This is a genomic window from Stagnimonas sp. FW305-C-60, from assembly GCF_058782965.1.
The window spans coordinates 23092-39996 of sequence record NZ_JBYSYF010000005.1 but is presented as its reverse complement, the minus strand read 5'-3'; the positions used below and the strand labels follow the sequence as shown (position 1 = coordinate 39996).

At 67.2% G+C, this 16905-nt stretch carries 16 protein-coding genes; 5 read left to right on the top strand and 11 right to left on the bottom strand.

Translation table 11 applies throughout. The annotated features are described in order from the left end of the window. Window positions 1-70: 70 nt before the first annotated feature. Window positions 71-1993: a SurA N-terminal domain-containing protein gene (locus AC3WT6_RS14090; protein ID WP_492654238.1), complete on the top strand. Its 1923-nt coding sequence runs from the start codon at window positions 71-73 to the stop codon at window positions 1991-1993. Window positions 1994-2029: 36 nt separating this feature from the next. After that, the gene (locus AC3WT6_RS14085) at window positions 2030-3277 is read left to right on the top strand and encodes a dicarboxylate/amino acid:cation symporter (RefSeq protein WP_492654237.1); all 1248 of its coding nucleotides are present in this window, start codon (window positions 2030-2032) and stop codon (window positions 3275-3277) included. 18 nt (window positions 3278-3295) lie between these two features. Here AC3WT6_RS14085 and AC3WT6_RS14080 read toward each other — a convergent pair whose 3' ends face one another. From AC3WT6_RS14080 to gloB, 11 genes are all read right to left on the bottom strand, one after another. After that, window positions 3296-4081 (bottom strand): enoyl-ACP reductase FabI, encoded by a 786-nt coding sequence (locus AC3WT6_RS14080; protein ID WP_492654236.1) that lies wholly within the window; start codon window positions 4079-4081, stop codon window positions 3296-3298. 38 nt (window positions 4082-4119) lie between these two features. Beyond that, complete coding sequence (locus AC3WT6_RS14075; RefSeq protein ID WP_492654235.1) at window positions 4120-5103, bottom strand: TonB family protein; 984 nt, start codon at window positions 5101-5103, stop codon at window positions 4120-4122. Beyond that, complete coding sequence (locus AC3WT6_RS14070) at window positions 5100-5621, bottom strand: ExbD/TolR family protein (RefSeq protein ID WP_492654234.1); 522 nt, start codon at window positions 5619-5621, stop codon at window positions 5100-5102. The genes AC3WT6_RS14075 and AC3WT6_RS14070 overlap by 4 nt, the downstream gene beginning before the upstream one ends. Then, window positions 5618-6157: an ExbD/TolR family protein gene (locus AC3WT6_RS14065; RefSeq protein ID WP_492654233.1), complete on the bottom strand. Its 540-nt coding sequence runs from the start codon at window positions 6155-6157 to the stop codon at window positions 5618-5620. Before AC3WT6_RS14065 ends, AC3WT6_RS14070 begins: the two co-directional genes overlap by 4 nt. Before the next feature lie 31 nt (window positions 6158-6188). After that, entirely contained in the window at window positions 6189-6821 is a 633-nt protein-coding gene (locus AC3WT6_RS14060; protein ID WP_492654232.1) for a MotA/TolQ/ExbB proton channel family protein, read from the bottom strand. A 49-nt stretch (window positions 6822-6870) separates the two neighbouring features. Then, window positions 6871-7209, bottom strand: a complete 339-nt coding sequence (locus tag AC3WT6_RS14055) for a hypothetical protein (RefSeq protein ID WP_492654231.1) — start codon at window positions 7207-7209, stop codon at window positions 6871-6873. Next, on the bottom strand, window positions 7206-7850 hold the full coding sequence (locus AC3WT6_RS14050; RefSeq protein ID WP_492654230.1) for a tetratricopeptide repeat protein: 645 nt from the start codon (window positions 7848-7850) through the stop codon (window positions 7206-7208). The genes AC3WT6_RS14055 and AC3WT6_RS14050 overlap by 4 nt, the downstream gene beginning before the upstream one ends. After that, window positions 7834-10674 (bottom strand): tetratricopeptide repeat protein, encoded by a 2841-nt coding sequence (locus tag AC3WT6_RS14045; protein ID WP_492654229.1) that lies wholly within the window; start codon window positions 10672-10674, stop codon window positions 7834-7836. Before AC3WT6_RS14045 ends, AC3WT6_RS14050 begins: the two co-directional genes overlap by 17 nt. Further along, on the bottom strand, window positions 10671-12941 hold the full coding sequence (locus AC3WT6_RS14040) for a tetratricopeptide repeat protein (RefSeq protein WP_492654228.1): 2271 nt from the start codon (window positions 12939-12941) through the stop codon (window positions 10671-10673). Before AC3WT6_RS14040 ends, AC3WT6_RS14045 begins: the two co-directional genes overlap by 4 nt. A 70-nt stretch (window positions 12942-13011) precedes the next feature. Continuing rightward, window positions 13012-14178, bottom strand: coding sequence for a transglycosylase SLT domain-containing protein (locus AC3WT6_RS14035; RefSeq protein WP_492654227.1), 1167 nt, complete (start codon window positions 14176-14178; stop codon window positions 13012-13014). After that, window positions 14178-14939, bottom strand: coding sequence for a hydroxyacylglutathione hydrolase (gene gloB, locus AC3WT6_RS14030; protein ID WP_492654226.1), 762 nt, complete (start codon window positions 14937-14939; stop codon window positions 14178-14180). The genes AC3WT6_RS14035 and gloB overlap by 1 nt, the downstream gene beginning before the upstream one ends. A gap of 39 nt (window positions 14940-14978) precedes the next feature. On the opposite strand from gloB, the gene AC3WT6_RS14025 reads away from it, so the two are divergent. The 3 genes from AC3WT6_RS14025 to dnaQ are packed head-to-tail and all read left to right on the top strand — an operon-like array spanning window position 14979 to window position 16905. Then, entirely contained in the window at window positions 14979-15725 is a 747-nt protein-coding gene (locus tag AC3WT6_RS14025; RefSeq protein ID WP_492654225.1) for a class I SAM-dependent methyltransferase, read from the top strand. Next, window positions 15722-16174 carry a ribonuclease HI gene (rnhA, locus tag AC3WT6_RS14020; protein WP_492654224.1) on the top strand — a complete coding sequence of 151 codons (453 nt, stop codon included), beginning with the start codon at window positions 15722-15724 and terminating at the stop codon, window positions 16172-16174. The genes AC3WT6_RS14025 and rnhA overlap by 4 nt, the downstream gene beginning before the upstream one ends. After that, a complete protein-coding gene (dnaQ, locus tag AC3WT6_RS14015) occupies window positions 16171-16905 on the top strand; it encodes a DNA polymerase III subunit epsilon (RefSeq protein WP_492654223.1) in 735 nt (244 codons plus the stop codon). Before rnhA ends, dnaQ begins: the two co-directional genes overlap by 4 nt.

Sequence of the window (16905 nt, the reverse complement as noted above, 5' to 3'; positions counted from 1 at the left end):
TGAGCGCCTTTTTTGTTTTGCCGTTTCGGCGGTACTTAATCATCCGTTCAACCAGGCACGCAGCCCCAGCATGTTGCAATCCATCCGTGATCGTCTGTCCGGCCCCATCGTCTGGGTCATCGTGGCGCTGATTGCCATCCCCTTCGCATTCTGGGGCGTGGAATCGTTCCAGAGCAGCGGTGGCGACCCCACCGTCGCCAAGGTGGGCGATCAGAAGATTACCGAGGCGCAGCTGCAGGCCGCCTACGACCAGCGCATGCGCCAGCTTCAGCAGATGCTGGGCGAGAGCTTTCGTGCCGACATGATCGAGCCGCAACGCTTCCGCGAAGGCGTGCTGCAGGAAATGATCCAGGAGACCACTCTGCGTCAGCATGCCAAGATGGCCGGCTATACCGCCACCGATGCGGCGTTGCTGACCACGCTGAACACCATTCCGGCGTTTCAGAAGGATGGCAAGTTCTCCGCCGAGACCTACAAGGAAGCGCTGGCCCGCCAGGGCATGACGCCGCAGAGCTTTGAAGCGCAGTTGCGCGACGGGCTGACCATCGACCAGGTGCGCGAGAGCGTGCTGGGGAGCGGCTTTGTCACCTCGGCGGAATCCGCGGCCGCTTGGCGCCTGGCTCGCCAGGAGCGCACTTTTTCCTATGTGAGCTTCAAGGCGGCCAGCTACGAGCCGACGGTGACCGTCAGCGACGACGCAGTGCAGAAGTATTTTGCCGACAACAGTGCCCGCTACAGCGCGCCAGAGCGCCTGAAACTGCAGTACCTGGAGCTGGCTCTGGACGAGTTGCCACCAGCCGCGGAGCCGGAAACGGCCGTGCTTAAGGCGGTGTACGACGCCGATGTTGCTCGTTTCTCCACGCCCGAAGAGCGGCGCGCTAGTCATATCCTGGTGAATTTTGGCGCCGACAAGGACGCCGCGGAAAAGAAAGCGCTGGCTCTGAAGGCGCGTCTCGACAGCGGTGCCGATTTCGCGGCGCTGGCGCGTGAGGCTTCGGACGACCCGGGGTCCAAGACTGCCGGCGGCGATCTAGGCTGGGTGCGCCACGGTCTGATGACACCCAAGTTTGAGCAGGCTCTGTTCGAACTCAAGCCGGGCGCGGTTTCTGCGCCGGTGGAAACCGAGTTTGGCTGGCACCTGATCAAGCTCTCCGAGATCAAGGCCGCGCAGACCAAGCCGTTCACCGATCCCGCGGTGCAGGCCGAACTGCTGGAAACCTATCGTCAGCGCGATGCCCAGCAGCGCTACCAAGAGTTGGCAGATAAGCTCGGGCAGCTGGCTTTCGAAAACGCGACCTCGCTGGAGCCTGTGGCCAAGGAACTGAAGCTGGAGCTCAAGACCAGCGACTGGTTCGGCCGCACCGGCGGCACCGGTATCGCCGCCAATCCGGAGGTGCTGAAGGCAGCCTTTGAGCCGGAGATCATCCGCGACGGCGAAAACAGCAAGCCGCTGGCCGCCGGGGAGAACCGTCAGGTGGTGTTCCGCAAGGCCGAGTACGAGTCGGCACGCCCACGCAAGTTCGAGGAGGTAGCGGAGACCATCCGTACTGAACTCAAGCTGCAGGCGGCCCGCGCCAAGGCGTCGGCAGACGCCGATGCTCTGGTGAAGCAGCTCTCCGAAGGCGCGGTGTTCGAGACTGCCCTTAGCGAGCGTCAGCTCGCTGCCACCAGCCCGGGCTCGGTGCGCAGGGATGCCGAGGGTCTGGACCGTCAGATCCTTTCCGCGCTGTTCAAGCTGCCGCGGCCAGCCGCCAGCAAGCTGCAGATCGGCAAGACCCAGCTCGACAACGGCGACATCGTGGTGTTGGCACTGTCGGGGGTTCGCGATGGCACTCCGATGCCGGAGGACCCGGAGTTCCAGCGTCAAGGCGCGCAGCTGCGTGACGCGCTTTCCGGAGCGGAGTTTGCGGGCTTCCGCGCCAGCGTCGAGAAAGATCTGGGCGTGGACCGCAAGGCACTACCGCCGGTCGAGACCATCGCCGAAAAACCCTAAAGGCCGCAGGCTATGAAGCTACCGCTGCATTGGCGCATGTTGATCGCCCTTGTGGCGGCAGTGGTGGCGGGAGTCGTATTCGGCGACTCTGAAGCCTTCCTCAAGGCCTGCGGCATGGTCGGCGCGCTGTTTCTCAATGCGCTGAAGATGTTGATCGTGCCGCTGATCCTGGCGGCCCTGATGAACGGCCTGATCGGTGGCGCCGAGCAAGGCGGCCTGGGCCGGCTGGGGGCGCTCACCTTTGGCTTCTACGTCGGCACCGGCCTGCTGGCGATCCTCACGGGCTTGGCCTGGGCCAACCTGCTGACGCCGGGCATCGTCGATGGCGCCCCGGCGGCGCCGCTGCTGGGCTTGTCCGGCGATGCCAACGCCATCGTCGCCCAAGTTCAGGAAAAGGGCGCGCAGGATCTCTGGGGCGTGATCCTGCGTCTGGTGCCGACCAACCCGATCGGCGCCGCCGCCACCGGCGACATGCTGGGCCTGGTGACTTTCGGCCTGCTGTTCGGCTGGGCCTTGTCGCAGCTGCCGGGCAATCTGCGTGATACCCAGGCGGCGTTTTGGCGGGGTGTTTACGAGGCGATGACGCGGATTGCTGCGTTGGTGATGCAGGCAGCGCCCATCGGTGTGTTCGCCATTGTCACCGGCACCGTGGCCAAGACCGGCATCGCCGCCCTGCAGCCGCTGGCGGTGTTCATGCTGGTGGTGATCGCCGGTCTGCTTACCCACGCCTTCGTGGTGCTGCCTCTAGTGCTGAAATTTGTCGCCAGGGTGCCGGCCTACGGCCTGCACCGGGCCATGGCCCCGGCTCTGCTCACCGCGTTCTCGACGTCGTCGTCCAACGCCACGCTGCCGCTGACCATGGACTGCATCGAGAACAAGGCCAAGGTGCCGCGCCGGGTGAGTGGCTTCGTGCTGCCGATCGGCGCCAACGTCAATACCGATGGCTCGGCGCTTTACGAGTGCGTCGCGGCGATCTTCATCGCCCAGGCCTACGGCCTCGATCTCAGTTTCGGCGCGCAGTTCACGGTGGTGGCGCTGGCGCTGATCACCGCTATCGGCGTCGCCGGCATCCCTTCGGCCAGCCTGGTGGCGATCACCGTCATCCTCTCGGCCATCGGCCTGCCGCTGGAAGGCGTGGGCCTGATCCTGGCGGTGGATCGGGTGCTGGACATGTGCCGAACCGCGCTCAACGTGCTCGGCGACGCCTCCGCCACGGTGGTGGTGGCGCGTCTCTCCGGCGAGGACGGGGTTCTGGGCCAGCCGGCGTTGAAGAGCGCCGGCTAGGCTCGCGGAGTTCCCGGTTTACTCCGGCAGGCTCATGCCCATGATGTTGTAGCCGGCATCCACATAGAGGATTTCGCCGGTGATGCCCGAAGCCAGGTCGGAGCTGAGAAAAGCGGCGGTGTTGCCGACTTCCTCGATGGTGACGTTACGGCGCAGCGCGCTCATCTTCTCGGCGGCGCCAAGCATGCCACGGAAGCCCTTGATGCCGGCGGCGGCCAGCGTTTTGATCGGGCCGGCGGAAATGCCGTTGACGCGGATGCCCTCGGCGCCGAGTTCCGCCGCCATGAAGCGCACATTGGCTTCCAGCGAGGCCTTGGCCGGGCCCATCACGTTGTACATCGGCACCGCGCGCACCGCGCCCAGGTAGGTGAGGGTGAGCAGGCTGGCATCGCGACCCTGCATCAATGGCCGGGCAGCCTTGCCGAGCGCGGCGAAGGAATAGGCGCTGATGTCATGGGCCAGGGCGTAGCCCTCGCGGGTCACGCTTTCCAGATAGCCACCCTGCAAGAGCTCGCGCGGCGCGAAGCCGATGGAATGGATGACGATGTCGATGCCGCCCCAGACTTCCTTGAGCGAGCTGAACACCGCCTCGATCTCGTTGTCGCGGGTGACATCCAGCGGTAGCACCAGCTCCGAGCCGTGCGTATGCGCCAGCTCCTCCACCCGCGGCTTGAGCTTGTCGCCCTGATAGGTGAAGGCCAGCTCCGCACCTTCGCGGGCGAAGGCCTCGGTGATGCCGGTGGCGATGGAACGCTCGCTGGCGACGCCGGTGATGAGCGCCTTCTTGCCGGACAAAAAGCCCATGTTCTGTACTCCTCCTGGTGATGCCCTGGATGCCCGCGTTAAGCCGGTGGCTTGAAGCGGATCGGATAATTGGGATAGGTGAAGGGCGGAACATCCTTGGCGCCGAAGTCGAGCAGCATGACCCGGGCGATGATCTTCTTCTCCAGCTCCGGGTCGCCCAGTTCGCTGGAAGCGATCTCCGCCGAGGTCACCTTGCCGCTGGGGGCGATGGTGAGGCTGATCACCACCTTGCCGGACAAGCCTGGCGACTCGCGCAGGGCGCGGATGTACATCGCGTAGAACGAGCCCTGGGCGCGGTCGAAGGTGAGCTGGATTTCTTCCAGCGTGCGCGAGGCATTGCGCTTGTTGCCACCTTCACCGGCCTTGCTGGCATCGCGGCCGAAGCCCACCGGCGACTGCACCGTGGTGGTCCGGCGCTTGCCCAAGCCGCTGCCACTCTGGGTGCGGGTCACGCCGGCGGCACCGGCGCCGCCGATGCCGCTGGAGCCGGCTGCCGCAGCGGCCACATCGGCGTCGTTGGCCCCGCCACCGGAGGCGCCGCCGCTAGCAGTACTGGCCGCGCCCTTGGAGGACAGCAGCGGCTGGTCGGAATTCAGCGAATCACCCTTGCTGCGCATCTCGCTCAAGGCCTGCGAGAAGGCCAGCACGCCGGAGCGCTTGGCCACCTCCCGCGCGGTCTCCACCGGATCGGGTACCGGCTCGGCGTTCGGGACTGGCTTGGGCACCGGCGTCTCGGATTTCTTCGGTGCCGCTTCCTGCGGCTCTTCCTTGGAGTCTTCCTTGGCGGGAGCCGGCTCTTCGACCTGTTCAGCCAGCGGCGCGACCTCGGCCGGCAGCAACTCGACAGTGGCTGGCGCGCTGTAGGTGCCGCCGCCCTGCTTCTGGCCTTCGACCTTGTAGACCAGGCTCAGGATCACCAGCAGCAGGAAGGGAACCGCGACGCCGAGCAGCAGTTTGCGGAAGCGCCGGTCGGATTCCTCGGCGTAGTCATAGCCGTCCCAGCGGATGGCGTAGGCGCTCATTGCCCACCCCGCTTGGAGGCATGCGCCACCGAGACCGCGATGCGCGCGAACTTCAGCTCGCCGCAGGTGGCCAGCACCTTCTTCAGCACCGAGTAGGGGATGTCCTTGTCGGCCATCACATTGATCTCGCCGCGGGTGGTGGCGCCGGGCGTGGCGCCCTGCACCTGCAGCAGGGTCACCTTCAGCAGCTCCGCGCGCAGCTGCGGGATCGGCTTGCCTTCCGGTGCCGCCACGGCTTCTTCCAGAGTCATCACCTGCTCACCCTGGATCAGTACCGCCTGCTTGGTGAGGGTGATCACCGGCGCTGCGGTCGGTGGCTGGTCCAGTGACAGCGAGGCGGGCAGCGACAGCTCGCGCGGATTGCGCAGGTTGTCGACGCTGGCGGTGGTCACCAAGAGGAAGAACACCAGCACGGTGAAGACGTCGATCATCGACACCAGATTCAGCGGCACCACACTGGGCTTGCGGGCGTGGCGGCGCAGGATGCGCTTGGCGCGACGCGAGAGTCGCAGGCTCATGGCGCGTCTCCCGCCGGCGCGGTTGGCGCCGCATCCGCGCGCTTGGGCGCGTCGCCCAGCGAGATCGACGGGAACAGATCACGCAGCACACGGCCACCTTCGGCGGGGGTGATGCGCACCGCGTCCATGGTCTGCACCAGGGTGTCGTGGCTGACGCTGGGCTCCAGCAGCAGGGTGATACGGGTTTCGTCGGGGTGGGCGTCCTTCACCTGCAACAGGCGCTGGGTCAGACCCTTGTAGTCGTAGCCCTCGGCGGCGTTGCCGTAACGGCCCAGCTCGCTGCCGCCTTCGTTGAGCAGCATGCCGTCGTTGCGGATCACGACCGTCAGCGGCCGGCGATTGGGATCGGGTTCGGCGAGCTTGCTGGCGTCGGGCAGGTTCAGGCCCAGGATCGACACGCCGGTGGAGTTCACCAGCAGGAAGAACACCAGCACGGTCAGGATGTCGATCATCGACACCAGATTGAGTTCGCCGGCTTCCTTCCTGCGTCGCTCGCGACGCAGGGCCAACCGGGCCGAACGGGATAAACCTCTCATAGGCCTCTCGTCTTGGCGGCGGGCGTCGAGTTCAGCCCTTCAGGCCGAGCGCGTTGAGGAATTTCACCGAGGCCATTTCCAGGCTGTCGATCAGCTCGTTGGTCTGCGAGGACAGCCAGGCGTGGATGACCAGCAGCGGCACCGCGACCAAGAGGCCAAAGGCGGTGCAGTTCATCGCCTCGGAGACGGCTGCCGAAAGCAGGTCGGCCTTTTCCGCTGGGTTGACGGTGCCCACGGCTGCGAAGCCGTTGATCAGGCCGATGATGGTGCCCAACAGGCCGAGCAGGGTGGCGACGTTGGCGAAGGTGGCGAGATAGTGGGTGCGGCGCTCGAGCAGCGGCGACACCTCCATCAGGCTTTCCTCCATCGACATCTCCACGTCTTCGCGTTTGTTGGAGGTGCGCGAGCGGGCGATGCCGTAGCCGAAGATGCGGGCGATGGCGGAGTCGGAGGCCATCGCCAGCGACTCGGCGCCAGCCAGATCACCCTTGTTGACCAGGGGGATCAGCTCCGACCAGAGCTTGCGGTTTTCCGCTTTGGCCTTGCGCAGATAAAGCACGCGCTCGATGGTGATCGAAAGACCAACCACGGCCACGGCGAGGATGGGATACATGAAGTGTCCACCCGCCTGGAAGAAATGGGCGATTGAGCCGAAGAAGTCCATCTGGTTTCTCTATCTGTGCTGGAAAGTTAAAAAGGATAGCCGTCGCCGCTCAGCGAGGAGCAGCGGCCGCCGGTTGAGCGGTGCGCGACCGCAGGTGATCGGTGATGGTGTTGTAGTACTCAAGCTGGCGGCGGAACACTTCCGGGTCCAGCGGCATCAGTGCCTCGTCGAGGAAACGGGCGGGGCGGTCCAGCTCTTTCTCCGGCGCGGCATTGCGCCAGGGCGTGATGTAGAGGCCGATCGGCGATTCGCGTTCGCCGACGATGGTGGTGCCCTCGCGCTCACCGCTGGGGCGCACCAGGGCCTGCGGCTCTTCCGCGGTCGACTGGGCGTAGGCAGTGCCGGCCAGCAGCAAGCTGGCGCAGGCGAAGATGGTCAGGCGGCTCATGATTTCACCTCGGCGCCGGCCGGCGCCTGCGTGGCTTCCAGCGCCTTGATCCAGGCCGTCACCTTCAACTCCTTGCCGCCGGTCAGCTGCTGGTATTCGCGGTAGCGCTCCAGCGCCTGCGCCGGGCGCTTCAGGTAGACGTCGTAGAGGATGCCGAGGTTGAGCACCACCGCCGGCTCGTTCGGCTTGAGCGTCAGTGAGCGCAGATAGGCCTGCTCGGCGCGCGCATAGTCGCGCGACTCGCGATAGAGGATGCCCAGCCAGTTGTAGGCAATGGCGTTTTCCGGGTTGGCGGCCACCGCACGGGCGAACTGCGCGATGGCGGCCGGGCGGTTGTTGGCCTTGGCGTCGAGGATGCCGAGATTGGTGAGCGGCCCCGACAGTTCCGGATGCTCCTTGGCCAACGAGGTGAAGCCCTCGCGCGCCAGCTTGAAGTTTTTGGCCTTGTAGGCGGCCAGGGCTTCGTCGAAACGGGTCTGCGGGTCTTTCACCGGTGCCGCAGCAGCAGCAGCCTGGGCCGGCGTCGTGGGGGCTTCTTCGACCGGCCGCTCGGGCAGCGGCTCGCGCCGCTTCGGCCCCGCGCAGGCGGCCAGGCTCAAGGCCAGCGCGGCCAGCAGCAGGCGCTTACTTGAGGCTTTCATAGACTTCGGCTCCGGTTTCGCGCTTGCCGTACTTGGCCGGCGACAGTGCCCCCAGGGCGGCGACGCTGCCAGCGATGGCCGGGTCCCAGAGGCCCTGGCCGACGCGCTTGAGATTGGTCTCGTGCGCCTGGATGGCTTTTTCCTCGAAGGGCAGGGACTGCTCCTCCAACAGCAGGTTGTACTGCTCCAGCTCCTCGCCGGCGAGATTGCGCGGCCGCTCGGAGTCCATCAGCGCCTTGGCGAAGGACTGGTAGACCATGCCCAGTTCGTAAGCGGCGGCGGTGGTGGTCTCGGCGTAGTTGTAGCTCGCCGCCTTCTCCAGCGCCTGGATGGCGTTTTCCACCGCGTCCTTGCGCATCGGCAGGCTGCGTTCCACCGGCAGGCTCAGGCGGATGCGCGCGGCATCGGCGGCGGCGGCACGGCCGATGTCCAGCGCCGCCTGCGCGGCGAGTACCCGGGTGCGCTCGGTGCGCTGGCTGCCGGCGCGGTCGTCGGCGGCCACCAGATCACGCAGCCAGAACAGGGCGCGGTAGGGATCGGGCTTGGCGCGGTAGAGATCGGCCAGGCGACGGCGTGCCTCGACGGCCGGCTCCAGCGGGCTGGGGAAGGCGCCGACGTAGAACTCGTAGGCCCTGATCGCATCGGCGGGACGCTTGGCGTCGTCGAACAGCTTGGCGGCCTGCCAGCCGGCCTCGCGGCGCACTTCCGGCGCCTCGGTGACACGGGCGGCGATGCGACGGTAGGCAGCGGCGGCGTCGACCGGCTTGTTGTCCTTCACGTAGACCAGCGCCAGCTTCTTGTCGACGTCAGTCTCCAGCGGCCAGCCGCTGCCACGGACGCTGTTGCGGTTGCGCAGGCCTTCCAGCACCACCGCGGCGCTGCCCCAGTCCTGCAGACCGATGAGGGCGGCGGCGGCGTCGTAGTCGGCGGTGTCGCGGATGCTCGCCTGCGGCGTGACCTGGCCGACGCGCAGGAAGCCCTGCGCCGCGGTCTTGAGATCGCCGGCGGCGCGCGCCGCCTCGGCCTGCTTGTAGATGGAGGCGGCGAGCTGCTCGATGACATTGGCGCGCAGCGGGTCGGCCGCCGGCGTCAGCTTGAGCAGGTCGGCATAGGCGACTTCCGCCTTCGGATAGTCCTTCTGCGCGAAGTAGCTGTCGCCGAGCACGCCCTGGACGATGCGGCGCTGCTCCGGCGTCGGCGGCGGCGTGTAGGCCAGCACCCGCTGGGCGGTGCTCACCGCCTCGGCTTGCGCGCCGATGTCGTAGAGATCGCGGGCGGTGCGGGTGAGCACTGCCAGCGCCTGCGGATGTGCAGGGAAGGTATCGACCATCTTCAGGCTGGCGTCGATGGCGACGCGCAGGGCGTCGTTCTTCTGCGCCGCCGGGATGGTCTCGACGTTGCGGTGGTAGGCCAGCACCGCGGCGTAGGCGGCGTCCGGCGCGCGCGCATGCGGCGGGTAGTCGTAGGCGGTGCGGCTGAACTCGCGGGCGGCGTCGAACAGCTTGCCGCCGTCTTCCAGCGCCTCGGCCTGCAGGAAATTGATCTCCGGCGCGCGCGGGTCGCTGGGGAAGATGTCGAGGATGCGGCGATACCAGCCGGCGGCGACCAGATAGGCCGCCTGGTTGGCCTGCGGATCCTGCTGGGCAAAGGCGTGGTGATGCTTGGCGAGGTCTTCGAGATGGCCGCGCAGCGCGGTCATCACCTCGGCGCTGGGAGTGGCACCGGCCCAGTAGGGCGCGCCGGGCGCGTAGGCGTTGACGTAACGCTCCTTCTCGCGCGCCACCAGATCGTTGAAGCCACCCTGCTTGTAGACCTCGATCACCCGCGCCTGGAACTGCGGCGCGGTCGGATGGCCGGGGTGGCGCTCGTTGAAGGCGGCGAAGGCGCCGGCGGCGTCGGTGTAGCGCAGCTTGTCGAGGAACATCTCGCCCAGCGCGGTGTACAGCAGCGGGTAGAAGCGCGGTTCCGGATGGCTGGCGAAATACTGGTTCATCGCCGGACCGCCGCCCATCACCGCGAAGGTCAGGCTGGTGACCCGCAGCGAATCCTTAGCGAGATCGGCCTTGCCCTGCGATACCGCGTTGAGCGAGGCCTCGACATCCTGCAACTCGCCGGGCGGCAGCTCGCGGTCGAGGATGGCGAAGAACACCGGCAGGGCGTCGTCGAACTTCGACTGCTTGAACAGCGACCAGCCGTACTTGTACTGCGAGGGCTCGAAGAACGGCGTCGCCGCCGCCAGGCCCATGACGTAGTGGTATTCCTTCTCCGCCTCGGCGTAGTTGCCCAGGCGGAACAGCAGCTCGGCGCGGCGGAAGTGCGCATCGCCATTGAGCGGCGAGTCCGGATAGCGCGCGGTCAGCTCGGTGAGTGTCGCCACCGACAGCTCGGGCTTGCCGGCGTTCTGGTAGGCACGTGCCAGCTGGTAGAGCACACGGTCGTTGTTGGGATCGTCGGGGCGTTCTTCGATCAGCTGGCGATACAGCTTGATCGACTCGGCCAGGAGCTTCTCGCTCTCGCCGGTGCCACCGGTGGCATCGTCCACCTGCACCTGCAGGTCGGCCATGCGGCGCATGGTCTCGGCGCGCATCGCCTCGTCGGGCGCCAGCTCGAGGATCTTGCGGTAGTTGTCGAGTGCCTTCTCGGGGTCCGGGGTCAGTGGATCGCTGAGGATGATCGGCAGCTTGTTCTGGTCCGGCGCCTTCTGCTTGGCCAGGCTGCGGATCTGCGGACTCTTGTCCTGCGGACGCAGGTTGGCTGGCGAGCCGCAGGCGGCGAGAAAGGCGGCGACACCGATCGCCAGACTGCTGAGCTGGAGGCGGTTCACGGGGCGTCTCCCTTCAGGCGGTCTTCGTAGATGCGGGCGAGGGCGAAGCGCGATTCGACCAGATACTTCTCCACCGTCTTCTTCTGGCCGGCCAGCTCTTTCAGCGCGATGTCCTTGAGCACCTCGGACTGCTCGTTGCCGGCGTCGTCGATCAGGCCGCGTAGCGCCGACAACCGCTGGCGCAGCTGCTCGGAGCGCTCACGCACGCCATTGAAGCGCGGCGGCGCGCTGGCCAGGCGCAGTTGCAGCGGCGGCAGCGTGCCGGGGACGCTGGGCGGCGTGTAGGGCGCGGTGAGCAGCACGTCCATGCGCAGCTTCAGCTTGATCTGTGGCTTGTCCTGCTTGCGGATGCCGCGGGCGCGTTCGATCAGCTGGGTCGCTGAGACGCTGGCTTCCGGGCGGCTCTGGCTGAGCGCTTCCACCGCCGCGATGCGCGCCTTCACGCCGTCGAGATTGCGCGCCAGGAAGCGCACATCGCGGTAGTTCTTCAGCGCCTCCTGATAACGGTTCTCGGCGATGATGCTCTGCAGGTAGAAGGTTTCCGGCGCGTCGGGCAGATCGCGCAGGCGCCAGTTCCAGCCGGCTTCGGAGTCGATGTCGCGGCGGACGATGGTTTCCACCATGCGCGCCTGGCGAATCTGCTGGCTGGCGCTGTCGATGCGGCGCCGGCTTTCCTCCAGCAGCTCCACCGACTTCTCATAGAACTGCTGTGCCTGGATGTGCGCGCCGATGCGCTCCAGTGCAAAGGGGATGGCGAGCATGCCCTCCTGCACCGCCGGGTCCATGGGGTCGCGGTTGATCAGCTCGGCCCAGGGCACCAGAGCCTTGCGCAGGGCGTCCTCGTCTTCCTTCTTGACCTTTTCCAGCTTGAAGCTGCGCAGGCCGACGCGCTTGTAGACGTCGCCTTCCAGTCGCGCCGGGTTGATCAGGATGCCCAGCGTCGCCAGGCCCTTGAGCGGGTTGTCCTCCGGCTCGGGGTCGGCGATGGCGGTTTTCTTCTGCTTCTCGCCCTGTGGTGCCAGCTCCGCCCAGCCCAGGCCCAGCAGCGCGCGGTTGGAGTAGGGGCCAGTGATCCGCACGCGGCTGAACAGCGGCTTGGCGGTGCCGCCCTGCTGCTTGCGCAGAAAGTGGAAGCCCAGCGTGAGATTGGCCTTGTCACGCAGTGCCAGGTTCTCGGTATCGGTGGGTGGTAGGCGGCCAACGCGATCAAGCAGGGTTTCGCCATCGGTCACCCGGCCGTCGTTGATCATCGCCACGCCGAGGTTGTAGCGGGTGTAGGGCGACTGCTTGTCGCCGTTCTTCATCTCGGTGAGCACTTCCACGGCATCGCCGTAGCGGCCCTGCGACATCAGCGCACGGGATAGCAGATCCTGCCAGGGCAGCTGCAAGGGCTCGGGCAACTTCTCGCGCATGCGTAGCAGCGAGGTCGCCGATTCCTGCAGGAAACCGCGCTCGTAAAGGAATTCCGCCAATCGCAGCCGGGCACGGCCCAGCGCGAGGTGATCGGTGGTGGTCACCGCCAGCTCGCGGTACAGCGCCTCGGCGCGGCTGCGCATGCCGAAGGCGAGATAGCTCTCGGCCAGCCGCCACTGGTAGTCGGCGGGCAGCTTCTGGCCCTCCTGCTCCTGGCGCAGCTGCAGGAGCGTCGTCGCCGCCGAAAAGTGACGCTCGTCACCGTTGAGGAAATCGGCGGCCCGCACCCGCGGGTCGTCCTTGCTGCCCGGCTTGTAGTTGCGCAGGGCCTGCACCTTGCCGCCGCGACCGAAGCTGATCTCGATCTCGGCCTCGCGCTCGCCCTTCTCGAACACGCCTTCGGCGCGCTCGCTGAACGGCGGCGCGGCGCTGTCCTTGAAGGAGCGGCCGTTCATCTCCACGCGGATGCGGTGCGGGCCCGGCTCTAGATTGGCGCGCAGCACCCGGTGCAGGCCCTTGTCGAACAAGGCCCGCGCCTCGCGCTCGGTGTAGGCGTAGCGGGTGTAGGGGCCGTCGTCGATGCTGACCGCGATATCGCCGAGGAAGCTGCTCGGTGCCACCGAGCCCACGTACACCGACAGCGCACTGTGCGGCGGGTAGGCGTAGTTGTCTTCCAACTGCTGGAGCTCGCGGTTGAGCTCCAGGGTTTCGTCCTTGAGGCCCTGGATCGCTTCGTCGAGGGCAATAGCTTCCGCCGTGGGCTGCGGCGGCTCAGCCGCCAGCGCGACCTGCGTCCAGAGGAACGCAGCCAACAGCCAGCTTGGCCGCGAGAGGACGGTCAGTCTTAGGCGCATGCAGTGGTGGATGCCAGGAAGAAATCGAGCGGGGGCCGAGTGTAGCAAATGAAAACTGCGCATCGTCGGCTCATTGAACTGAGGGGATTTTCAGGTTGCGTCCTGCTTCGAGCACCGCGTTGGCCTTCAGACGGTTGTATTGGCGCAGACGCTGCACACTCAGGCCGTACTGCTGTGCCACCGAGTACAGCGTTTCGCCCTGACGCACCCGATGCAGACCGGGCGTCGCCGGCAATGGTTCCTGCTGATGCTTCGGCAGAGGGTCCTGAGGGAAGCCGACGGAAATCGTCGCTAGCCGCAGAGAGTCGGTGACCTCGGGACTGCTCAGCAGCCAGTTTTCGCTGAGCGCCGGACTGCGCGTGTTCAGCCTGGCCTCGCCATCGGCCAGCTCCGCACGCAGCAGCAGCGCCTCGCTCGGTGGCAGCAGCAGGGTCGGCAGGCGGGCCTGGGCATTGAGCTTCTTCAGGCCGGGGTTGTAGCGGTGCAGCAGCTCCTGATCGACCTTGCCTAGCGCTTGGAGGGCTCGCGCTGGCAGGGCGTCGATCGCCACCATCTCGGCGGCGTGGCGGTTGCTGATGGTCGGAAGCCGCACCCGGTAGCGCTCGGGCTCGCGGACGATGGCGGCCAGCGCCAGCAGGCGCGGCACGTAGTCGCGGGTCTCGGTGCGCAGCGGCAGCTGCCAGAAGTCGCGACTGCCACCGGCGGCGCTGATGGCGGCGCGCAGACGCACGCCGCCGCCGTTGTAGGCAGCCAGCGCCAACAGCCAGTCGTCGAACTCGCGATGCAGTTCCAACAGATAGGAGAACGCGGCGCGGGTGGATGCGACCGGATCGCGGCGGGCGTCGTAGCCGGGGTTCTCGCCCAGGCCATAGGCGCGACCGGTGGGCGCAATGAACTGCCAGAGCCCCAGTGCCGCCGAGGCCGAGCGGGCATGGGCATTAAAACCGCTTTCCACCGCCGGCAGGAGCGCCAGTTCCAGCGGCAGCTCGCGGATCTCGGCGGACTCGACGATGAACCAGAGGAAGGGGGCCGCGCGTTCCAGCATCAGGCTGAGAAAGGCTGGGTTCTCGGTATAGCTGGCGATGCAGCGCTGAACCTCCGGCCGCTGCTCGCCGCCCAGGCGCATGCCCTGGGCGATGCGCGGCCAGATGCTGTCGTCGGCGGGGTCGAGGTTGGCGAAGGCCCGACCGCAGCACAGTGCCAAGACCAGCATCAGCAGTAGGTGGGAGAGGCGCATCAGTGCAGGCGGAAGTGATTTCTGGCCTTGCGCATGGCGGCGAAGACGCTGATCGGGTCGGCGCCGGAGCAGTCCAGCGCGGCGGCCAGCGCGGCGTCATGGCAACGCAGGAAGGGGTTGTAGCGGCGTTCCCAGCTCAGCCGTGAAGGCAGGCTGATCTCGCCGGCGGCGCGCAACGCCTGCACTCTTTCCAGCTCTCCGGCCAGTTCGGCATCGGCCGGGCTCAGCTGGGCGGCGAAGGCCAGATTGACCAGGGTGTACTCGTGCGCGCAGCAGACTGCCGGGTCGCCGGGCAGAGCGGCGAGCATTTGCAGCGAGTGCAGATACTGCGCCGGACTGCCCTCGAACATGCGCCCGCAGCCGGCCGAGAACAGGGTGTCGCCGCAAAACAGCAGGCCTGCGCCGTGATAGCAGATGTGGCCTAGCGTGTGGCCGGGGGTGACCAGCACCTGGAAATCTCCGCCCAGCACCTCGATACGATCGTCCTCGGTGAGTGCGACATCGAGTGCCGGCAGGCGGTGGCGATCCCCGGCGTGGCCGTAGACGCAGGCGCCGGTCTGCTGGACCAACTCGGCGACGCCACCGATGTGGTCGGGGTGGTGATGGGTGAGCAGGATGCTGTTCAGGCTCAGGCCTTCGGACTGCAACCAGGCCAGCACCGGCGCGGCATCGCCCGGATCGACGATCAGGGCCTCGGCACCGCGCCGCCAGGCCCAGATGTAGTTGTCCTCAAAGGCCGGAATGGCAGATATTGTGCCCATAGCGGCCGATGGTCGCGTGCGAATTCCAGGCCGTCAATCATGCCTCTAGCCTCTTCCCCCCACCCGAGCAAGATCGACCCGGCGCTGCGCTGGGCCGAGTCCACGCACGGCCGCCGTCTCACCACGCTGGAGCGCGAGGAGGTGGCCCGGCATCTGCCGGAGCTGTTCGGCCGCCACTTCCTGCAGATCGGCGCCTGGGGCGGCGAGGGCGACTGGCTGCAGGGCTCGGAGATGTTGCACCGGGCGGTGCTCGCGGTCGGCAAGCAGGGCGGCGCGCAGGCGCGGGTCGATGCCCAGCACCTGCCGCTGGCCAGCAAGTCGGTGGATGCGGTGCTGTTGCCACACACCCTGGAATCGGTCGCCTCGCCGCACCAGCTGCTGCGCGAGACCTCGCGGGTGCTCAGCGACCGTGGCCGTCTGCTGCTGGTCGGCTTCAGCCCCTGGGGCAGCCTGGCCTGGCGCCGCCGCCTGGGCCTGGCGCCGCGCGCGCTGCCGCCGTTCGCGCGCTACTACTCGCCGGGCCGGGTCTGTGACTGGCTGAGCCTGCTCGACTTCGAGGTGGTGGAGGTTCGCCGGTTTGGCATCGGCTTCCCCTGGCTGCCGGCACGCAATGATGGCAGTCCGTTCACCCCGGCGGCGCTGTTGCAGCCGTTCTCGGAGGCCTATCTGGTCGCGGCCAAGAAGCGGGTGACGCCGCTGACCCTGGTGGGGCAACGCAGTCGTGCGCAGGTCAAACCGCTGATCGGCCTGTCCGGTGTCGCCGCCCATCGGGACGGCGGCCAGTGAGAGCGGCACGCAAGACGGTGCTGATCCACACCGATGGCGCCTGTCGCGGCAACCCCGGGCCAGGCGGCTGGGGCGCGCGGCTGGAGTTTAAGGGCAAGGTCAAGGAGCTTTGCGGCGGCGAAGACGACACCACCAATAACCGCATGGAACTGATGGCGGCGATCCAGGCGCTGGAAGCCTTGAAGGAGCCCTGCCGGGTGACGCTCTACACCGACTCCAACTACGTGCGCTCCGGCATTTCCGAATGGCTCAAGGGCTGGAAGGCCAAGGGCTGGCGCACCGCTGACAAGAAGCCGGTGAAGAATCAGGATCTCTGGCAGCGGCTCGATGCCGCCGCCGCCGCGCACGAGGTCGATTGGCGCTGGGTGAAGGGCCATGCCGGCGATCCCGGCAACGAGGCCGCCGACCGCCTGGCCAACCTGGGGCTGGACCGGAGCCTGTCGGCATGAGCCTGCGCCAGATCGTCCTCGACACCGAAACCACCGGCCTGGAAGCCGACCAGGGCCATCGCATCATCGAGATCGGCTGCCTGGAGCTGATCAACCGCCGGCCCAGCGGCAACAACTACTGGAAGTACTTGAACCCGGACCGTGAGATCGACGCCGGCGCGGTGCAGGTGCATGGCATCACCAACGCCTTCCTGGCCGACAAGCCGCGTTTTCACGAACTGGCGCGGGAACTTTGGGATTACCTCAGCGGCGCGGAACTGATCATCCACAACGCCGCCTTCGACGTCGGCTTTCTTAATCGCGAGTTTCAGCGCTGCGGTATCGACACCCCGCTGGCCGAGGTCTGCACCGTCACCGACACGGTGAGCATGGCGCGCAAGCTGCACCCAGGCCAGAAGGTGAACCTGGACGCGCTGTGCCGCCGCTACGGTGTCGACAACTCCAGCCGCGAATTCCACGGCGCGCTGCTCGACGCCCGCCTGCTGTCCGATGTCTACCTGGCGATGACCGGCGGACAGTCGCGTCTGGTGCTGGACGGCCCCGGCGACGGCAGCAACCAGCCGCGGCGCTCGCGTCTGCTGGAGCAGTTGCGGGTCGACGCCGCTGGCCTGCCGCTGTCGGTGCCACGCGCCAGCGAGGCGGAATTGGCCGCGCACCAGGAGCGGCTCAAGGGCATCGCCAAGAAAACCGGCGGCAAATGCCTGTGGGCGGCTGAGCTGCCCGAGCACTGA